This is a genomic window from Streptomyces sp. NPDC005794, assembly GCF_042871445.1.
In the GTDB taxonomy this organism is placed as follows: domain Bacteria; phylum Actinomycetota; class Actinomycetes; order Streptomycetales; family Streptomycetaceae; genus Streptomyces.
This window is the reverse complement of the sequence record NZ_JBIAIN010000026.1, coordinates 22,293-36,182: the sequence shown is the minus strand read 5'-3', so window position 1 is coordinate 36,182 and position 13,890 is coordinate 22,293. Positions and strand designations below refer to the sequence as shown.

Annotated in this window: 14 protein-coding genes; 7 read left to right on the top strand and 7 right to left on the bottom strand. The window is 69.2% G+C overall.

Annotated elements, in window-relative coordinates:
* Positions 1–620: 620 nt before the first annotated feature.
* From ACFYQ5_RS31640 to ACFYQ5_RS31630, 3 genes are all read right to left on the bottom strand, one after another.
* Complete coding sequence (locus ACFYQ5_RS31640; protein WP_389202539.1) at positions 621–1,574, bottom strand: hypothetical protein; 954 nt, start codon at positions 1,572–1,574, stop codon at positions 621–623.
* 72 nt (positions 1,575–1,646) lie between these two features.
* Complete coding sequence (locus ACFYQ5_RS31635) at positions 1,647–3,125, bottom strand: DUF6801 domain-containing protein (protein ID WP_389202537.1); 1,479 nt, start codon at positions 3,123–3,125, stop codon at positions 1,647–1,649.
* Positions 3,126–3,374: 249 nt separating this feature from the next.
* Positions 3,375–4,013, bottom strand: a complete 639-nt coding sequence (locus tag ACFYQ5_RS31630; protein WP_389202536.1) for a hypothetical protein — start codon at positions 4,011–4,013, stop codon at positions 3,375–3,377.
* 577 nt (positions 4,014–4,590) lie between these two features.
* Here ACFYQ5_RS31630 and ACFYQ5_RS31625 point away from each other — a divergent pair.
* From ACFYQ5_RS31625 to ACFYQ5_RS31605, 5 genes are all read left to right on the top strand, one after another.
* Positions 4,591–5,805, top strand: coding sequence for a helix-turn-helix domain-containing protein (locus ACFYQ5_RS31625; protein WP_389202534.1), 1,215 nt, complete (start codon positions 4,591–4,593; stop codon positions 5,803–5,805).
* A gap of 196 nt (positions 5,806–6,001) precedes the next feature.
* Positions 6,002–6,265 (top strand): hypothetical protein, encoded by a 264-nt coding sequence (locus tag ACFYQ5_RS31620; protein ID WP_389202533.1) that lies wholly within the window; start codon positions 6,002–6,004, stop codon positions 6,263–6,265.
* A gap of 73 nt (positions 6,266–6,338) precedes the next feature.
* Complete coding sequence (locus ACFYQ5_RS31615; RefSeq protein ID WP_389202531.1) at positions 6,339–6,809, top strand: SCP2 sterol-binding domain-containing protein; 471 nt, start codon at positions 6,339–6,341, stop codon at positions 6,807–6,809.
* 4 nt (positions 6,810–6,813) lie between these two features.
* Positions 6,814–8,028 carry an acyl-CoA dehydrogenase family protein gene (locus ACFYQ5_RS31610; RefSeq protein ID WP_389202529.1) on the top strand — a complete coding sequence of 405 codons (1,215 nt, stop codon included), beginning with the start codon at positions 6,814–6,816 and terminating at the stop codon, positions 8,026–8,028.
* Between the two features lie 94 nt (positions 8,029–8,122).
* Complete coding sequence (locus ACFYQ5_RS31605) at positions 8,123–8,632, top strand: hypothetical protein (RefSeq protein WP_389202527.1); 510 nt, start codon at positions 8,123–8,125, stop codon at positions 8,630–8,632.
* A gap of 129 nt (positions 8,633–8,761) precedes the next feature.
* Here the strand turns inward: ACFYQ5_RS31605 and ACFYQ5_RS31600 are convergent, their stop codons facing one another.
* Positions 8,762–9,289: a DinB family protein gene (locus ACFYQ5_RS31600; protein WP_389202525.1), complete on the bottom strand. Its 528-nt coding sequence runs from the start codon at positions 9,287–9,289 to the stop codon at positions 8,762–8,764.
* A 17-nt stretch (positions 9,290–9,306) separates the two neighbouring features.
* The gene (locus ACFYQ5_RS31595) at positions 9,307–9,465 is read right to left on the bottom strand and encodes a hypothetical protein (RefSeq protein ID WP_389202524.1); all 159 of its coding nucleotides are present in this window, start codon (positions 9,463–9,465) and stop codon (positions 9,307–9,309) included.
* Positions 9,466–9,572: 107 nt separating this feature from the next.
* Here ACFYQ5_RS31595 and ACFYQ5_RS31590 point away from each other — a divergent pair, with 107 nt between their 5' ends.
* Positions 9,573–10,409: a hypothetical protein gene (locus ACFYQ5_RS31590; RefSeq protein WP_389202522.1), complete on the top strand. Its 837-nt coding sequence runs from the start codon at positions 9,573–9,575 to the stop codon at positions 10,407–10,409.
* A 55-nt stretch (positions 10,410–10,464) separates the two neighbouring features.
* Complete coding sequence (locus ACFYQ5_RS31585) at positions 10,465–12,537, top strand: MDR family MFS transporter (protein WP_389202520.1); 2,073 nt, start codon at positions 10,465–10,467, stop codon at positions 12,535–12,537.
* Positions 12,538–12,549: 12 nt separating this feature from the next.
* Here the strand turns inward: ACFYQ5_RS31585 and ACFYQ5_RS31580 are convergent, their stop codons facing one another.
* Together ACFYQ5_RS31580 and ACFYQ5_RS31575 are read right to left on the bottom strand one after the other, a co-directional pair.
* Positions 12,550–12,999, bottom strand: coding sequence for a YchJ family protein (locus ACFYQ5_RS31580; RefSeq protein ID WP_389202519.1), 450 nt, complete (start codon positions 12,997–12,999; stop codon positions 12,550–12,552).
* Between the two features lie 52 nt (positions 13,000–13,051).
* On the bottom strand, positions 13,052–13,861 hold the full coding sequence (locus ACFYQ5_RS31575) for an SAM-dependent methyltransferase (RefSeq protein WP_389202518.1): 810 nt from the start codon (positions 13,859–13,861) through the stop codon (positions 13,052–13,054).
* Positions 13,862–13,890 lie beyond the last annotated feature (29 nt).

Below are 13,890 nucleotides of genomic sequence, written 5' to 3'. Positions count from 1 at the left end.
CCGCGAGGACAAGCCGTTGAACAGCGGAAATCGTCGGACGTTGATCTCTGCCTGGATCACTTGTCACCGATTGACAAACCCGCCCGGCGGCTTTGTCGATATCTGCGCAAGGTCTCCGGGTGCACCGGTGTCCTCCGGCCCAGGGGGCCGGAGCCACGGGACACCGGAAGTCGGAAGAACCCCGCCCCGGTGGAGGGTTCAGGGCTGGAGGAACTCCCGAAGGAATCCCGGGTCAAGGGGGTGCGACCAGGACTCCACGTGCGTCGAACGAGCAGGTACGGAGGTGTTTCCGATCCGCCCAAGCGGGACGCTACGGGCCGGTAACCTAAGTCCGCAATAGCGCTTCACGAACTTTCTCCGAGGTAATCGCACGGCAGCTTTTTCTTATGCCCCGATGAGTAATCGGCGCGCGAAACCTATCGAAAAGTGAGGGCATGGAGGCCGGGCGGCGAGCCCTGGAACGTCCCTCCGGGCACACCGAAGCCCGTCCCGACCAGGGTCCATTCGGTCGGGACGGGCTCAGGGAGCAATTGACCGTCGGGGCGCATGAAGTGACAAGAGGCGCAGTGCGGCGCCTGCGTGCCGCTCTCCGGTTACTTCGCCGGCCCCACCTGCTTCACCTACTTCACCGCGGAGTGCCAGGCCTCGGAGAGCTCCTTGCCGGCATGGGGCACCGACACACCCGGAGCGGTGAGACCGGCCGTGTAGGTCTTGGCGTCGTTCAGGACGAGGTTGCTCGTACCGGCCCCGGCGGGCAGGCCGACCTTGAGGTCGATCGCCCAGCTCAGAAGACCGCCGACACCGCAGCCACTCGCCTTCGGCACGGAGAACCGGCTGTCGCCCTGGGCCGCTCCGGACAGGGCCATCTGAATCATCGCGCCTTCGTCCGGGTTGGCCGTCCCGTCACCGTTGAACCGGGAAGCCGCCAAGGCCGGGGCGCTGATGTTCCCGGGCCGCAGGAGCACCGGGTTGCTGCTGCTCCCTATGGAGCAGTTGGATCCGAGCAGCGGGTTCTCCAGCCGGATCTTGACGGGCAGCTTGACGATCGGCCCCGAGGAGATCCCGGCGACCAGGCTGAACTCGGTCGGTGTGCCGGCCGACTCCACCGTGGCGGTCACCTTGTTGAGGGTGGCGTCGGTGATCTGCCCGCAGATGGCCGAGACGACCGGTACACCGTTGGGGCACATGATGCCGAGGAGCCCACCGGGGATGGTGGTCTTCCCACTGACGAGGGATCCGGCCGCCGGCGGAACGACCGTGTAGGTCCCCTCGGCCGGGTGCTGGATGACACCGAACTGCAGGTTCGTGGAACCGGTCGTCGCCTCGACGTCGCCCAGCTTGATCGTCCCGTTGGGCGAGGCGGATGTCACGCACAACGGGACGTCGGTGTCGCCGTCCGTGGCGAGCATGGCCGGGGCGTCCACCGGACAGCGGTCGAACGGGGCCCACGCGCCGTTCAGCTGGGCGGAGGCCGTGGCGGCGCCGGCCGGGGTGGCGGTCAGAGGCATGACCAGAGCGGCGGACGCGGCGACGGCGCCGCCGGCCTTGATCCAGGTCTTCGAGACAGATCTCATTGTTCCCTCACTTCGGTTGAAGGCTCCGGGGATTGCTGTGCTCGGCATGATGGCCGGGTGTGACCGCGAGGGTCAGCGCGTCGCCCTGGGGATGTCCTGTGGCTGGTGCTCGGGCGTACAGGCAGAACCGGTCGAGGGGACACAAGGCGCCCCCTGTATCTGCTTGACGAATCCGGGAGATCCGGAGAGGGACGCGGTGAAGACGCTGTCCAGGTCCTCATCCGCACCGCATCCCTTGAAGGGCGGGATCGTCACCGACCCCGTCAGCTCCCCTCCTGTCACCACGGTGTAGCCCTCGTTGCCCTTCTCCGCGTCCCAGGTCCCCAGGCCGGCGAGGGCGAGCCGGAACGGGCGCTCCGTCCGGCAGCTCTTTCCCACGTCCAGTGCAACGCCGTTGACCTTCACGTCGTACAGCCTGAGGACGAAGTCCATATCGACGGTGGTGGTGGTTTTGGTGAAACCACCGTTCAGAAGATCGGTGATGCCGTGGGACACCACGTTGCGGTCCTCCGGCGAGTCGGCCTCGGGAGGGATCTGCGTCATCTCGAGCGTCGCTGTCGTCGGCATGAACCCGAACGTCAGGAACGTCCCCGTAGTGGGGGGCAGTTGCGGCTTGCCCCTGTAATCCAGCACGATTGCCGCATTCAGGTACGCGTGTACGTAGGGATACTCGACATAGTTCTCGCCGTCATACGTATGGATCCGTGCGCAGGCAGGGGGGAACTTGGTGGCGCCGTCGAGCTTGGTCACGTTCGCGTAGCCGGCTACGTAGGCGACCATGTCACGGCCGTCCTCGTTCATCGGGTCCCCGACGCAGGGTGGCGCGGAAGCAGACACGGACTCCTTCGCTCTCGCCCCGACCTCAGGCGCGCCGGATTCTCCCTGCTCCTCGTCGCCGTCGGGCCACTCATCGGACGCGGACGGTCCGGGCGTGGGCGTTTCGGCACCGCCATCGACGCCCACCGTGGCCACAGTCGTCTCCTGGTCCGCGTCCACCGCGCACTGCACGGAGAGACTCGGCGGTTCCGCAGGAGCACCGTCAGCCTTCTTCACGGCCAGTTCCACCGAGAGGGCGGAGACCTTGAACGACAGGTCGCCCGACGCCCCGGGTTTCACGTAGGGAACACTCCCCGCCGTACTCAGCGTCAGTTCGCCCGCCTCGGGAACCGGTGCCGGCTCGGCGGCCGTCCCGACCCACTCCGTCCGGGCGTGCTGGTCCCCCTGGGCGACCTCGACCGAGAGCTGTGCTTCCGCGCCAACGGTCGCCGCTCCGGAGCCGGCCAGGCCGGCCGACGCCGCCTCGGACAGAGTCAGGTCCAGCGCCATCCCCTCGGGCTGGATCACCTGTCCGGCCTGAGCCGATTCGGGGACCTTCACGGCTATGCGAACCTTCACCGGCTGCTCGCCCTCCGGGAGGGCGCACGTGTAGGCCAGTTCCGCGTCGATCTCCTGCATACCGGACGCAGCCTGCGCGCCGGGGATCATCCCCCCGAGCAGCACAGCCGTGGCCACTGCCGCACCACGCGCCGTGCGCCTGCGCGTTGCCGTCATACGACTCCCCTTCACTGGCGATGTCCCCTTCTCGGACAACCGGACGTGCCTCGCGCGATGGACGGACCGCCGCTCGCTCGCTCACCGCCGGCCGGTGGCGTCGGCGTACTTCGCCACGAGTCGGCCCGACAGTGATGGCTCAGGTGAGCCGCCTGCAGGCGAACGTCACACCTGCCCGGCCCGGGGATCGCACGGCGGGCGGGCCCGTCGTGCGATCCCTGATCACCCTTTACCGGGATCGGGACCGGATCAGGGGGTGTACACGATGGTCGGCTTGATGGTGGTCCCCGTCTTGACCGCGTTGTACTTGGCGGTGTAGGTCGGGTGCTGGCCCACGGCCGCGATGCCGGCGCAGCCCGCGGAGGCGGTCGCGACGGTCAGCTGGTAGGTGGCGTTGTTGCCGATCGTGAGCTGGCCGAGGCTGTTGTTGTAGGAGGCCGTGACGTTGCCCGTCACCGTGAAGGTGCAGGTGAGAACCGACAGCGTGGCCTTCACACCGGAGATGTACCCGGCAGTGGTTCCGGCGCTGTAGGTGTTCGCCTTCAGCGCCCACGCCGGGGAGGTGTTCGCGGTCGGCGTCACCGGGCCGAACGGGCTGGTGCACCCGCTCCAGGTCAGCGGGGCGATGGTGCCGACCGTCACGTCCGAGGTGCCGGAGGCGGTCTGCAGAACGGCCGTGGCCGCCGATGACGTACATGTCAGCGGGATGCCGTTGAGGCTGAGCGAGACGGTGCCGGTGGAGGTGGCCGAGACCGGCACCGGCGAGGGCGCGGGGCTGACGGTCCAGGTCGGAGCGGCGACGCCGGCGCTGGCGGTGGTGGCGCCGAGCGTGACAGCGGCGGCGGCGGCACCGGCCGCCAGCGCGATCTTTCTCAGAGAGTTGCGCACAGTGATTTCCTCCGATTCGACAGTGCGGGTGCACTGTTGCGGGGACAGCACCCGAATTCCTGCAAAGGCGCAGGGAGTGCCGCGATGAATCGCGTTGCGTGGGGGGCCGTGCTGCTCTTTCAGCCACACACATTCTGTGACAGGGCGTGACGTTACTTGCGGGAAACTTCCAGCACAATCCTGTGGGTCAAGATTGGTTCGGCAAGTTTTTTTCCTCGTCAACAGGTCACTAATTCACGTGGCGCAGTTGTCATTTGGTGCGCAATATCTCTGGGGACGGCCACGGTGCGGCCGGCTCGACGGTCCGGTCCGGCCGCCGGACACTCGTCGGTACCCACGGCTCGGTCCGCGGCCGAAAACATTGTCCGGAAGTGAGCATTTCCCGCCCGACCTGCGCCGAAGCCCCACAACAGGGCCACCCTGCACGCCCCTTGCACGTCGATCTCGTCCAGACGGTGTGCACCCCGCCCGACGTGGTCTATCTTCGGCGCCGATGTTGGTATACACCTCGGTCCGTGGGAGCGCTTCCCCCCACACGTTCCATCCACGCCGGGCCCAGGAAAGCAAGGGGATGGTCATGCCGAGACTTATCCAGCCGCTGGACACCGGAGACCCGCTGGGGCCCCTCCCTCAGGAGTTCGCCGCGATCATGCGGCCCGAACTGCCGAGCCTGATCAAAGAGATAGGCATGGAAGTGACCCGCGCCTATCCGGAGTACGCGCGCCTGCTGAACGGCCCGAACGGCACGTCCATCCGCATGGGTGTCGAGCAGAGCCTTTCCTCCTTCGTCGACCTGGTCGCCGAGCCCTCGGCCCCCACGGTGCTGCGCGACGACATGTGCCGAAGATTCGGCAGATTCGAGGCGTACGAGGGCCGCACCATGGACGCGCTCCAAGGGGCGTACCGGCTGGGCGCACGCGTCGCGCTGCGGCGGGCGAAGAAGGTGGGCCGGAGTTACAACTTCTCGCCGGCTCTGATGCTCAGCTTCGCCGACGCGCTGTTCGCCTATGTGGACGAGCTCGAGTCGCTGTCCCGCGAAGGTTTTCTGGAAGTGCAGGCCCAGTCCGACCAGCAGAGCGAGGCGGTACGCCGTCGGCTGCTGCATCTGATCCTCTCCGGCAGGCCGGTGCCCCGCAGCGCGATCGCCGAGCTCTGCGAGCAGACCGGATGGACACTCCCCGAACAGGTCACGCTCGTCGCCGTACGCGCCCCCGCGGGCCTCGACCGGATCAGCGCGGACCATGACGTCCTGATCGACCCCGGGGATCCGCAGCCACACCTGCTGATCCCCGGCCCGATGGACGACGCACGGAGCGAGATGCTCGGCCGGACGGTCCCCGGTGGCGGTGCGGCCATCGGACTGACCGTGCCGACCGCCCTCGCCGCCGACTCGATCCGCTGGGCCCGCCGCGTCCTCGAACTGGTCGACGCCGGGGTCATCGACGACGCGCCCGTCATCCACTGCGAGGACCACCTCGTCACGTTGTGGCTCCTCTCCGACCTCGCCCTCCTCGACCAGCTCGCCGAGCGTGAACTGGCCGCCGTCGCGGACATCAGCGCCACCCGGCGCGAGCGGCTGATCGAGACGCTGCGGATCTGGCTCGACACCCGCGGCACCGCCGCCCAGATGGGCGAGCTGCTCGACGTCCATCCCCAGACGGTCCGTTACCGGATGCGCAGTCTGGAAGCCATCTTCGGCGAGCAGCTCACCGATCCCGAGAGCCGCTTCGCGACCGAAGCCGTCCTGCGCGCCACGCAGTTAAGGATCCGCAGCGGCCAATCCCTCAACTGAATCCGCTTCACACGCTTCGAGCCGAGTCAACTTACCGCCAGGTAACGCGAAATAGACGGTCAGTCCCAAACGGTTGCGACACGGAGACGTTCTCAACAAGAAACCCGGAACTGCGTCCCGTTACATAGGGAGGAGCGGTGGCCCACCGGTCGCCGCGGAGCACCACCTCCTGGCCGACCATCCGAGAGGGAACCACATGACCGCTTCGCACCTCCTCGTCCCCGTGCCGATCCCCGACCGGGTCGCCGCACTGATCGGGTCCTGCACCCCGCCTCACATCCTCCAGGCGGAGTTCGACGCCGACTGCGCCGCCCGCGAGGTGCGCAGGTTCCGGGGGCCGAGGCTCGACATCGAGGACCAGGCCGACCGCGAGCAGGCACTGTCCGAGCTCGCCTGGGCCAACAAGCTGCTCTCCGCCCACCACCCGTACCTCGCGGTGCGTCCGGACGACGCCTGGTGACACCTGCTTGCGGAGCGGCAGCGGCCGCCTTACCTTACTCAGAAGTAAGTTTACTCTTGAGTAAGGATTTGGCGTGGCCGACAACAGCGGCAACCTCACGGATGAACTGTCCGGGCTCGACTTCACCGCCGTCTCCCCGGAGGAGTTCGCACGGATCGTCAAGGGCCTGTCCGCCCAGCAGCTCGGCGAGGTCATGCGCGGCGACCTGCGCGCCCGGGTACTGAGCGAGGTCTTCGGCCGGATGCGGCAGCAGTTCCGCCCCGAGGCGGCCGGCCCGCTCAAGGCCCTGATCCGCTGGAAGATCACCGGCGAGAGCGAGGAGGTCTACGAGACCTCCATAGCCGACGGCACCTGCACGGTCAGTCCGGGCCGCTCCGACGCCGAGCCCCGTGCGACGCTGGTGATGAGCGACGCCGAGTTCCTCAAGCTGGTCTCCGGCAACGGCAATCCCGTGACGATGTTCATGATGCGCAAGCTGAAGGTCGCCGGTGACGTCGGCCTGGCCTCGGGCCTGACCCGCTACTTCGACATCCCGAAGGCCTGAGCCCATGAGCTACTTCTCCCTCGCCCTGACCGAGGAACAACAGGACCTGCGCAACTGGGTGCACGGCTTCGCCGCCCAGGTGGTGCGCCCCGCGGCAGCCGAATGGGACGCCCGGGAGGAGACCCCGTGGCCGGTCATCCAGGAGGCCGCCAGGATCGGCCTGTACGGCTTCGAATCGCTCGCCGACATGTACGGGGACCCCAGCGGCCTCTCCCTCCAGATCGCCAACGAGGAACTGTTCTGGGGTGACGCCGGGATCGGCATGGCCCTGTTCGGCACCTCGCTCGCGGTCGCCGGTATCTTCGCCTCCGGCACCCCCGACCAGCTCGCCGAGTGGGTCCCGCAGTGCTACGGCGACCAGGACGACCCCAAGGTGGCCGCCTTCTGCGTCTCCGAGCCCCAGGCAGGCTCCGACGTCTCCGCGATGACGACGAAGGCCCGGTACGACGAGGTCAAGGACGAGTGGGTGCTCTCCGGCCAGAAGGCGTGGATCACCAACGGCGGGATCGCCGAGATCCACGTGGTGGTCGCCTCCGTCGATCCGGCGCTCGGCGCCCGCGGCCAGGCCGCGTTCATCGTCCCGCCGGGCACGAAGGGTCTGGCGGCGAGCCGCACCATCAAGAAGCTCGGCCTGCGCGCCTCGCACACGGCGGACGTCTTCCTGGACGACGTACGCGTGCCGGGTCACTGCCTGCTCGGCGGAAAGGAGAAGCTGGACGCCCGCCTCGCCCGCGCCCGCGAGGGCACCACCGCCAAGGGCCAGGCGGCGATGGCCACCTTCGAGGTCAGCCGCCCCACCGTGGGCGCGCAGGCGCTGGGCATCGCCCGCGCCGCGTACGAGTACGCGCTGCAGTACGCCGGAGAGCGCGAGGCGTTCGGCCGGCCGATCATCGAGAACCAGTCGATCGCCTTCGCCCTCGCCGACATCCGTACGGAGATCGAGGCCGTACGCCTGCTGATCTGGCAGGCCGCCTGGATGGCCCGCAACGACCGCACCTTCGACGCCGGCCAGGGCTCGATGTCCAAGCTCCGCGCGGGTGAACTCGCGGTCTCCGCGACGGAGAAGGCGGTCCAGGTGCTCGGCGGCGCGGGCTACAGCAGGGAGCACCCGGTGGAGCGGATGTACCGCGACGCCAAGATCTACACGATCTTCGAGGGCACGAGCGAGATCCAGCGCCTGGTCATCGCGCGGGCCATCTCGGGGCGTCACATCCGCTGACATCAGGAGCCGGATGCGGCACGATCGTGCAGTGTGGCGGACCGGACGGGGAGGCGGTCAGCCGTGCCGGTCGTGCCTCCCCGACGGAGGCTCCATGCGACGCGTACTCCTTGCCGCGACCGCTCTCGCAGCCCTGGCCCTGGGGACGTCCCCCGCGTCCGCGTCGTCCGGGCCCGCCGGGTGGGAGCCGGCCCCGACTCCTCCGTACGACCTGCCGGCGGGTACCCGCTGCGATGTCCCCGTGCACACCGAGCCCGTGGTGGACGAGGTGGTGCAGCGGGTCCTGGCCCGGCACACGGACGGCTCGCCCTCCCGCGTCGCCTACCGCGGTGACCTCGTCGTCCGCGTCACCGATACGGCCACCGGCGCCTCCTACGACGCCGATGTCGGCGGCAGTGCGATCGTCGACCACCACACGGACGGTTCGCAGAAGTGGTACGTCGCCGGCCCCGTGCTGGTGGGCGTCGGCGAGGACGCCGGAAACCTGGCGCGGGGTCTGTACGTGCTGGACGGCGTGTACACCATGGACATCAGCGCCACCGGCTACAAGTCGGTGCACCTGGTTCACGGGTCCGCCGACGACCTGTGCGCGCGCATCGCCTGAGTCCGGCTCAGGTGATGCAACGGCCGCATCGGCCAGTTACTGCTGCGTCTTCCTTGGGCGGGCGGCATTTCGGTAGCAGGCGATGCGTCGGCGAACCGGGCCGGCTGTCAGGCGGTGCAGGGCAGCGGTTCAGTCGCCCGTCGTCCCGTCGGCGCGCTCCCGCAGAAGGTCGGCGTGGCCGTTGTGCCGGGCGTATTCCTGGATCATCAACAGGTGGACCGCGCGGAGGCTGAGGCCTGCCCCGGACGTGAGCGAGAAGGTCTCGTCGAGGGCGTGCCCGGCCACCGCCGCGTCGGACGCCGATATCTCGGCCCGGTATCGCTCGAAGTCCCTCTCCGCGTTCGCCGGGTCCACACCGTCGAAGCCCTCGTCACCGTCCGACGGTCCGGCGAAGACCTCGCCGACGGGCTCGCCCGCGAAGCTGCGCCGGAACCACCAGCGCTCCATCTCCGCCATGTGGCGGACCAGACCGAGAAGCGTGAGGTTCGACGGCTCCACGGTCGCCGTCGCCAGGCGGGCGGCTTCGAGGCCGGCGCACTTGACCAGCAGGGTCTCCCTGTGCCAGGTCAGCCAGCCCTCCAGCAGCGGGCGCTCGGGCAGGAGGCCCAGAGTGCTCAGGACTGTGGTTCTCTCGATCTGCGGTGCCGTCCACGTCATGCACCCACTGTGCACCATCAGGAGAAGACCGGTGGCTGCTCGGCCAGTCGGCGCTCGTGGTCCTCCAGCCCCGTGGCCCTCAAGGGTGCGCTCTCGCGCATCGGCAGGTGGACCCCGTAGTGATCGGCGGCGCAGGCAGGCGGGAGAATGTCGGGCGGTGGCGACGCCTGGGACACGTGTGACTCCTGTGGGGCAGGAATCAAGGTGGTACACGACGTCGAACGGGCCACGCCGGCAGAGCCATTGACCGATATCCCTCCGTCGAACCCCCCTGGGAGTCTCCTTGACCGCCACGTCCGACGCCTCGCGCCCGTCCGTCCTGTTCGTCACCGATCTCGCCTACGAGGCGCGCGGGCGGCGCTACTGCGACGAGGACATCTTCCTGACGTCCCGGCTGCGCGACACCTTCGACATCGCGCTCTGCCACCCCCGGGACGCGGCGGCGCTGCTGGACGGGTTCGACGCGGTCGTCGTCCGCAACAGCGGTCCGGTCCTGCACCACCAGGAGGCGTACGACGCGTTCCTGACCCGCGCCCGGGAATCGGGGGCCCGGGTCTACAACACGCTCGACGGGCGCGGGGACATGGCGGGCAAGCAGTATCTCGTCGACCTGAGCCGGGCCGGCTTCCCGGTGATCCCGACGGTGGACCGTGCGGCGGATCTCGGGCTGCTCCCCCGGTCGGCGGGCTATGTGGTCAAGCCCAAGCTGGGTGCGGACTCGGTGGGGCTGCGGTTCACGGAGGAGCCGGAGCTTCCCGAGGGCGCCGACGGCACCCTGCTCGTCCAGCCCCGGATCGACTTCCGCTACGAGGTGTCGTTCTACTTCGTCGACCACGATTTCCAGTACGCGCTCCACGCGCCGCACACGGAGAGGCGCTGGATGCTCGAACCGTACGCACCGAGCGCCGAGGACCTGGACTTCGCCCACCGATTCGTCGCGTGGAACTCCCTCACGCACGGCATCCAGCGGGTGGACGCCTGCCGGACACCGGAGGGCGGCCTGCTGCTCGTCGAGCTGGAGGACCTCAATCCGTATCTGTCGCTCGACCGGGTTCCGGAGGCGGTCCGCGAGGCGTTCGTGGCCCGGATGAAGGCGTCCGTACAGGACCTGCTGGCCTGACTCGTCCGGCCCGACCTGGCATGCGGGGGGCGGGGCCGGGTGTGAGGGTGCGAGGGTGACCACTGCCAGCGAGACCGCCCCCGCCACGCAGAGCGCCGCAGCGCCGCCCGTCCTCGACCGCAGGCGCCGGAACGTCGTGTTCGCCACGATCGTGATGGGCATTCTGCTCGCGGCGCTGGACCAGACGATCGTGGGGACGGCGCTCCCCACGATCGTCTCGGACCTGGGCGGCGCGGAACACATGTCGTGGGTCGTCACGGCCTATCTGCTGGCGGAGACGGTGGCTACGGTACTGGTCGGCAAGTTCGGCGACCTCTTCGGCCGGAAGCTGATCTTCCAGATCTCGGCGATCATCTTCGTCACCGGATCGTTCCTCTGCGGCCTCGCGTCGAACATGCTGCTGCTGATCATCTGGCGGGGTCTGCAGGGCATCGGCGCTGGCGGGCTCATGGTCACCGCCATGGCCCTGATCGCCGATGTCATCCCGCTGCGCGACCGGGGCAAGTACCAGGGGGCGATCGGTGCGGTCTTCGGTGTCGCCACGGTCGTCGGACCGCTGCTGGGCGGGCTGTTCACCGACCATCTGAGCTGGCGCTGGGCGTTCTACGTCAATGTGCCGATCGCGATCGTGGTGGTCATCGCCGCCGCCCGCACCATCCCTTCCGTGCGCGCGGCCGGACGCCCTGTCATCGACTATCTGGGCATCGCGCTGGTCGCCGTCGGCGCGAGCGCGTTGATCCTCGGCACGAGCTGGGGCGGCAACGAGTACGCCTGGGGCTCGCCGGTCATCATCGGACTGTTCATCGGAGGCCTCGTCGCCCTGGCGCTCTTCTGCGTCGTGGAGACGCGGGCGAGGGAGCCGATGCTGCCCATGCGGCTGTTCCGTAATCCGGTGTTCACGGTGTGCTCCGTCCTGAGCTTCATCGTGGGTTTCGCCATGCTCGGCGCGATGATCTATCTGCCGACCTATCTGCAGTACGTCGACGGGGACTCGGCCACCGTGTCCGGGGTGCGGACCCTGCCCCTGGTGGTGGGCCTGCTGGCCGCCTCGATCTTCAGCGGCAACGTGGTGAGCAAGACCGGCCACTACCGTCTCTTCCCCGTCATCGGTTCACTCGTGATGGCGGCGGGTCTCTACCTGCTGTCCCGGATGGGGCCGGGCAGCGGGGTCTGGCTGGAGTCGCTGTACATGCTGGTGCTGGGCATCGGCATCGGTCTGTCGATGCAGGTGCTGACGATCGCCGTACAGAACACGGTCGACTACTCGGACCTCGGCACCGCCACGTCCGGCGTGACGTTCTTCCGCACGCTGGGCAGCTCGTTCGGCACGGCGGTGTTCGGCACGATCTACGCCAACGCGCTGCGGCCGAATCTCACCCAGGGCGTCGAGCAGGCGGCGCGGGCGGGCGGCGACCCGGCGTTGCTGGCCAGGGCCGCGGAGAACCCGAAGGCCGTACACGCGCTGCCCGCCGAACAGACCGCACCCCTTGCCCAGGCGTACGCGGACACCCTGCACACCGTGTTCCTCTGGACGGTGCCGGTGGCCCTGCTGGGATTCGTCGTCTCGCTCTTCCTGAAGCAGGTGAAGCTACGCGACAGCGCCCGGGCGGGCTCGACCGACATGGGCGACGGCTTCGCCCGGCCCAGCACCGGGGACGCGACGAAGGTGCTCGAATCCTCCGTGGCCAGGATCCTGCACCAGGCCGGTCCCGATACGGCCCGGCGGATCGTCGCGGCGTCGGACACCCGGCTCGACATGGCGGGGGCCTGGGCCGTGATGCAGGTCGACCTGTTCACCCGGATGGTCGGCCACGCGGGCCTCCGGCTGATCGCGGCACGGCACCGGATCCCGCCGGAGGTGCTGGTGCCCGTCTTCGACCGGATGATCGAGGAGGGCTATCTCACCGGGGACGGCCGGATCTTCACCCATACGGCGGCGGGCAGCCGTGAAGCGGCGACGATCTCGGAGGCCTGGGGACGCTGGCTCAACGAACGGCTGGCCGAGGACGGCGCCCGGCCCGACGACCGGCAGCTCCGGGCGGCGGTCGACATGATCGCCAAACGGCTGCTCGCGGAGGACCTGGCCCAGGAGCTGGCCCCGCCCGAGCGTGCGACGGCCGCGGTCTGACCGGGCGGAGCTCTACTCGACGAAGACCGCCGTCCGGTACACCCACGCGCCCTGCTCGCGGACGAAGCGGCTCTGTTCGTGGAGCGAGCCGGGCCTGCCGCCGTCGGTGTAGTGGGCGCGGAAGGTGACCGTACCGGTGGTGTGGAAGGCGCTGCCCTCGGTGGTCGCCAGGATCTCCAGCCGCTCCCAGCGCATCGCCGGGTCGAAGTCGATGGCCGGCGGGCGGGACTCCGGGTGCCAGGTGCGCAGCAGGTACCCGGCGTCCTGGACGACGAAGGCCGCGTACCGCGAGCGCATCAGCGCCTCGCACGTCGAGGCCGCGACGGTGCCGGCGTGCAGCCGGCCGCAGCAGTCCCCGTAGGACGCCTGCAGGCCGCACGGGCAGGGTGCCGCCGAGCTGATCCGCGGGGGTCCCGGCTGGGGAGCGGCCGTCCGGCGGGGGCGTGAGGTGCGTCGTGACATGGGCCCATTGTGACCTGCCGTCCGGGAGCGGAGCCGGCCCGCCCCGTACGGTTCAGCGCTTGAGCGCCACGCCCGCGTAGCCGGGGATCGGCTCGTCGCCGGGGACCTCGATGACCTCGCCGAGCTCCGGACGCCAGTCCGCCGAGAGCGAGACGCCCGGCTCGACGAGCTCGAGGCCGTGGAAGAAGGTGGTGAGTTCGGCGCGGGAGCGGGGGCGCAGGGTCATCTCCCGCGTCCGGTACATGGCACGGGCCTTGGCCGCGCCCTCGGGGTCGAAGTCACCTGTGGTGTGCGAGAGCACCAGGTAGCTACCGGAGGGGAGCCGCTCCACGAGCCGGTCGACGAGCTCGGCGGCGCCGTCCTCGTCGTCCACGAAGTGCAGCAGCGCGAGGAGGGACAGCGCGATGGGCCGGTCGAAGTCGAGAACCTCGCCGGCCGCTTCCAGGATGGCGTCGGGCCGTCGCGCGTCGGCCTGGATGTACTCGGTGGCGCCCTCGGGGGTGGAACGAAGCAGCGCCGCCGCGTGCGCGAGCACGATCGGGTCGTGGTCGCAGTAGACGACGCGCGCGTCAGGGGCGGTCTGCTGGGCGATCTGGTGAAGATTCGGCTCGGTGGGTATGCCGGAGCCGATGTCGAGGAACTGGCGCACGCCGTTCTCGGCGAGCCAGCGGGTGGCCCGGTGCATGAAGGCCCGGTTGACCCGGGCCATGTCACGGCCTCGGGTGTCCAGGGCGAGCAGCTGCTGGGCCATCTGTTCGTCGACCGGGTAGTTGTCCTTGCCGCCGAGGAACCAGTCGTACATCCGTGCCGGATGCGGCTTGCTCGTGTCGATCTCGACTGCCTGGGATCCGTGCCCGGTCATGACGCACTCCGTTGGTCGTTGATTCGGCG

What these genes read in the sequence shown, in the direction of transcription:
- ACFYQ5_RS31640 (WP_389202539.1), bottom strand. Translation starts at nt 1,574, where the DNA reads ATGAGATCTGTCTCGAAGACCTGGATCAAGGCCGGCGGCGCCGTCGCC.
- ACFYQ5_RS31635 (WP_389202537.1), bottom strand. Translation starts at nt 3,125, where the DNA reads ATGACGGCAACGCGCAGGCGCACGGCGCGTGGTGCGGCAGTGGCCACG.
- ACFYQ5_RS31625 (WP_389202534.1), top strand. Translation starts at nt 4,591, where the DNA reads ATGCCGAGACTTATCCAGCCGCTGGACACCGGAGACCCGCTGGGGCCC.
- ACFYQ5_RS31620 (WP_389202533.1), top strand. Translation starts at nt 6,002, where the DNA reads ATGACCGCTTCGCACCTCCTCGTCCCCGTGCCGATCCCCGACCGGGTC.
- ACFYQ5_RS31610 (WP_389202529.1), top strand. Translation starts at nt 6,814, where the DNA reads ATGAGCTACTTCTCCCTCGCCCTGACCGAGGAACAACAGGACCTGCGC.
- ACFYQ5_RS31605 (WP_389202527.1), top strand. Translation starts at nt 8,123, where the DNA reads ATGCGACGCGTACTCCTTGCCGCGACCGCTCTCGCAGCCCTGGCCCTG.
- ACFYQ5_RS31600 (WP_389202525.1), bottom strand. Translation starts at nt 9,289, where the DNA reads ATGACGTGGACGGCACCGCAGATCGAGAGAACCACAGTCCTGAGCACT.
- ACFYQ5_RS31580 (WP_389202519.1), bottom strand. Translation starts at nt 12,999, where the DNA reads ATGTCACGACGCACCTCACGCCCCCGCCGGACGGCCGCTCCCCAGCCG.
- ACFYQ5_RS31575 (WP_389202518.1), bottom strand. Translation starts at nt 13,861, where the DNA reads ATGACCGGGCACGGATCCCAGGCAGTCGAGATCGACACGAGCAAGCCG.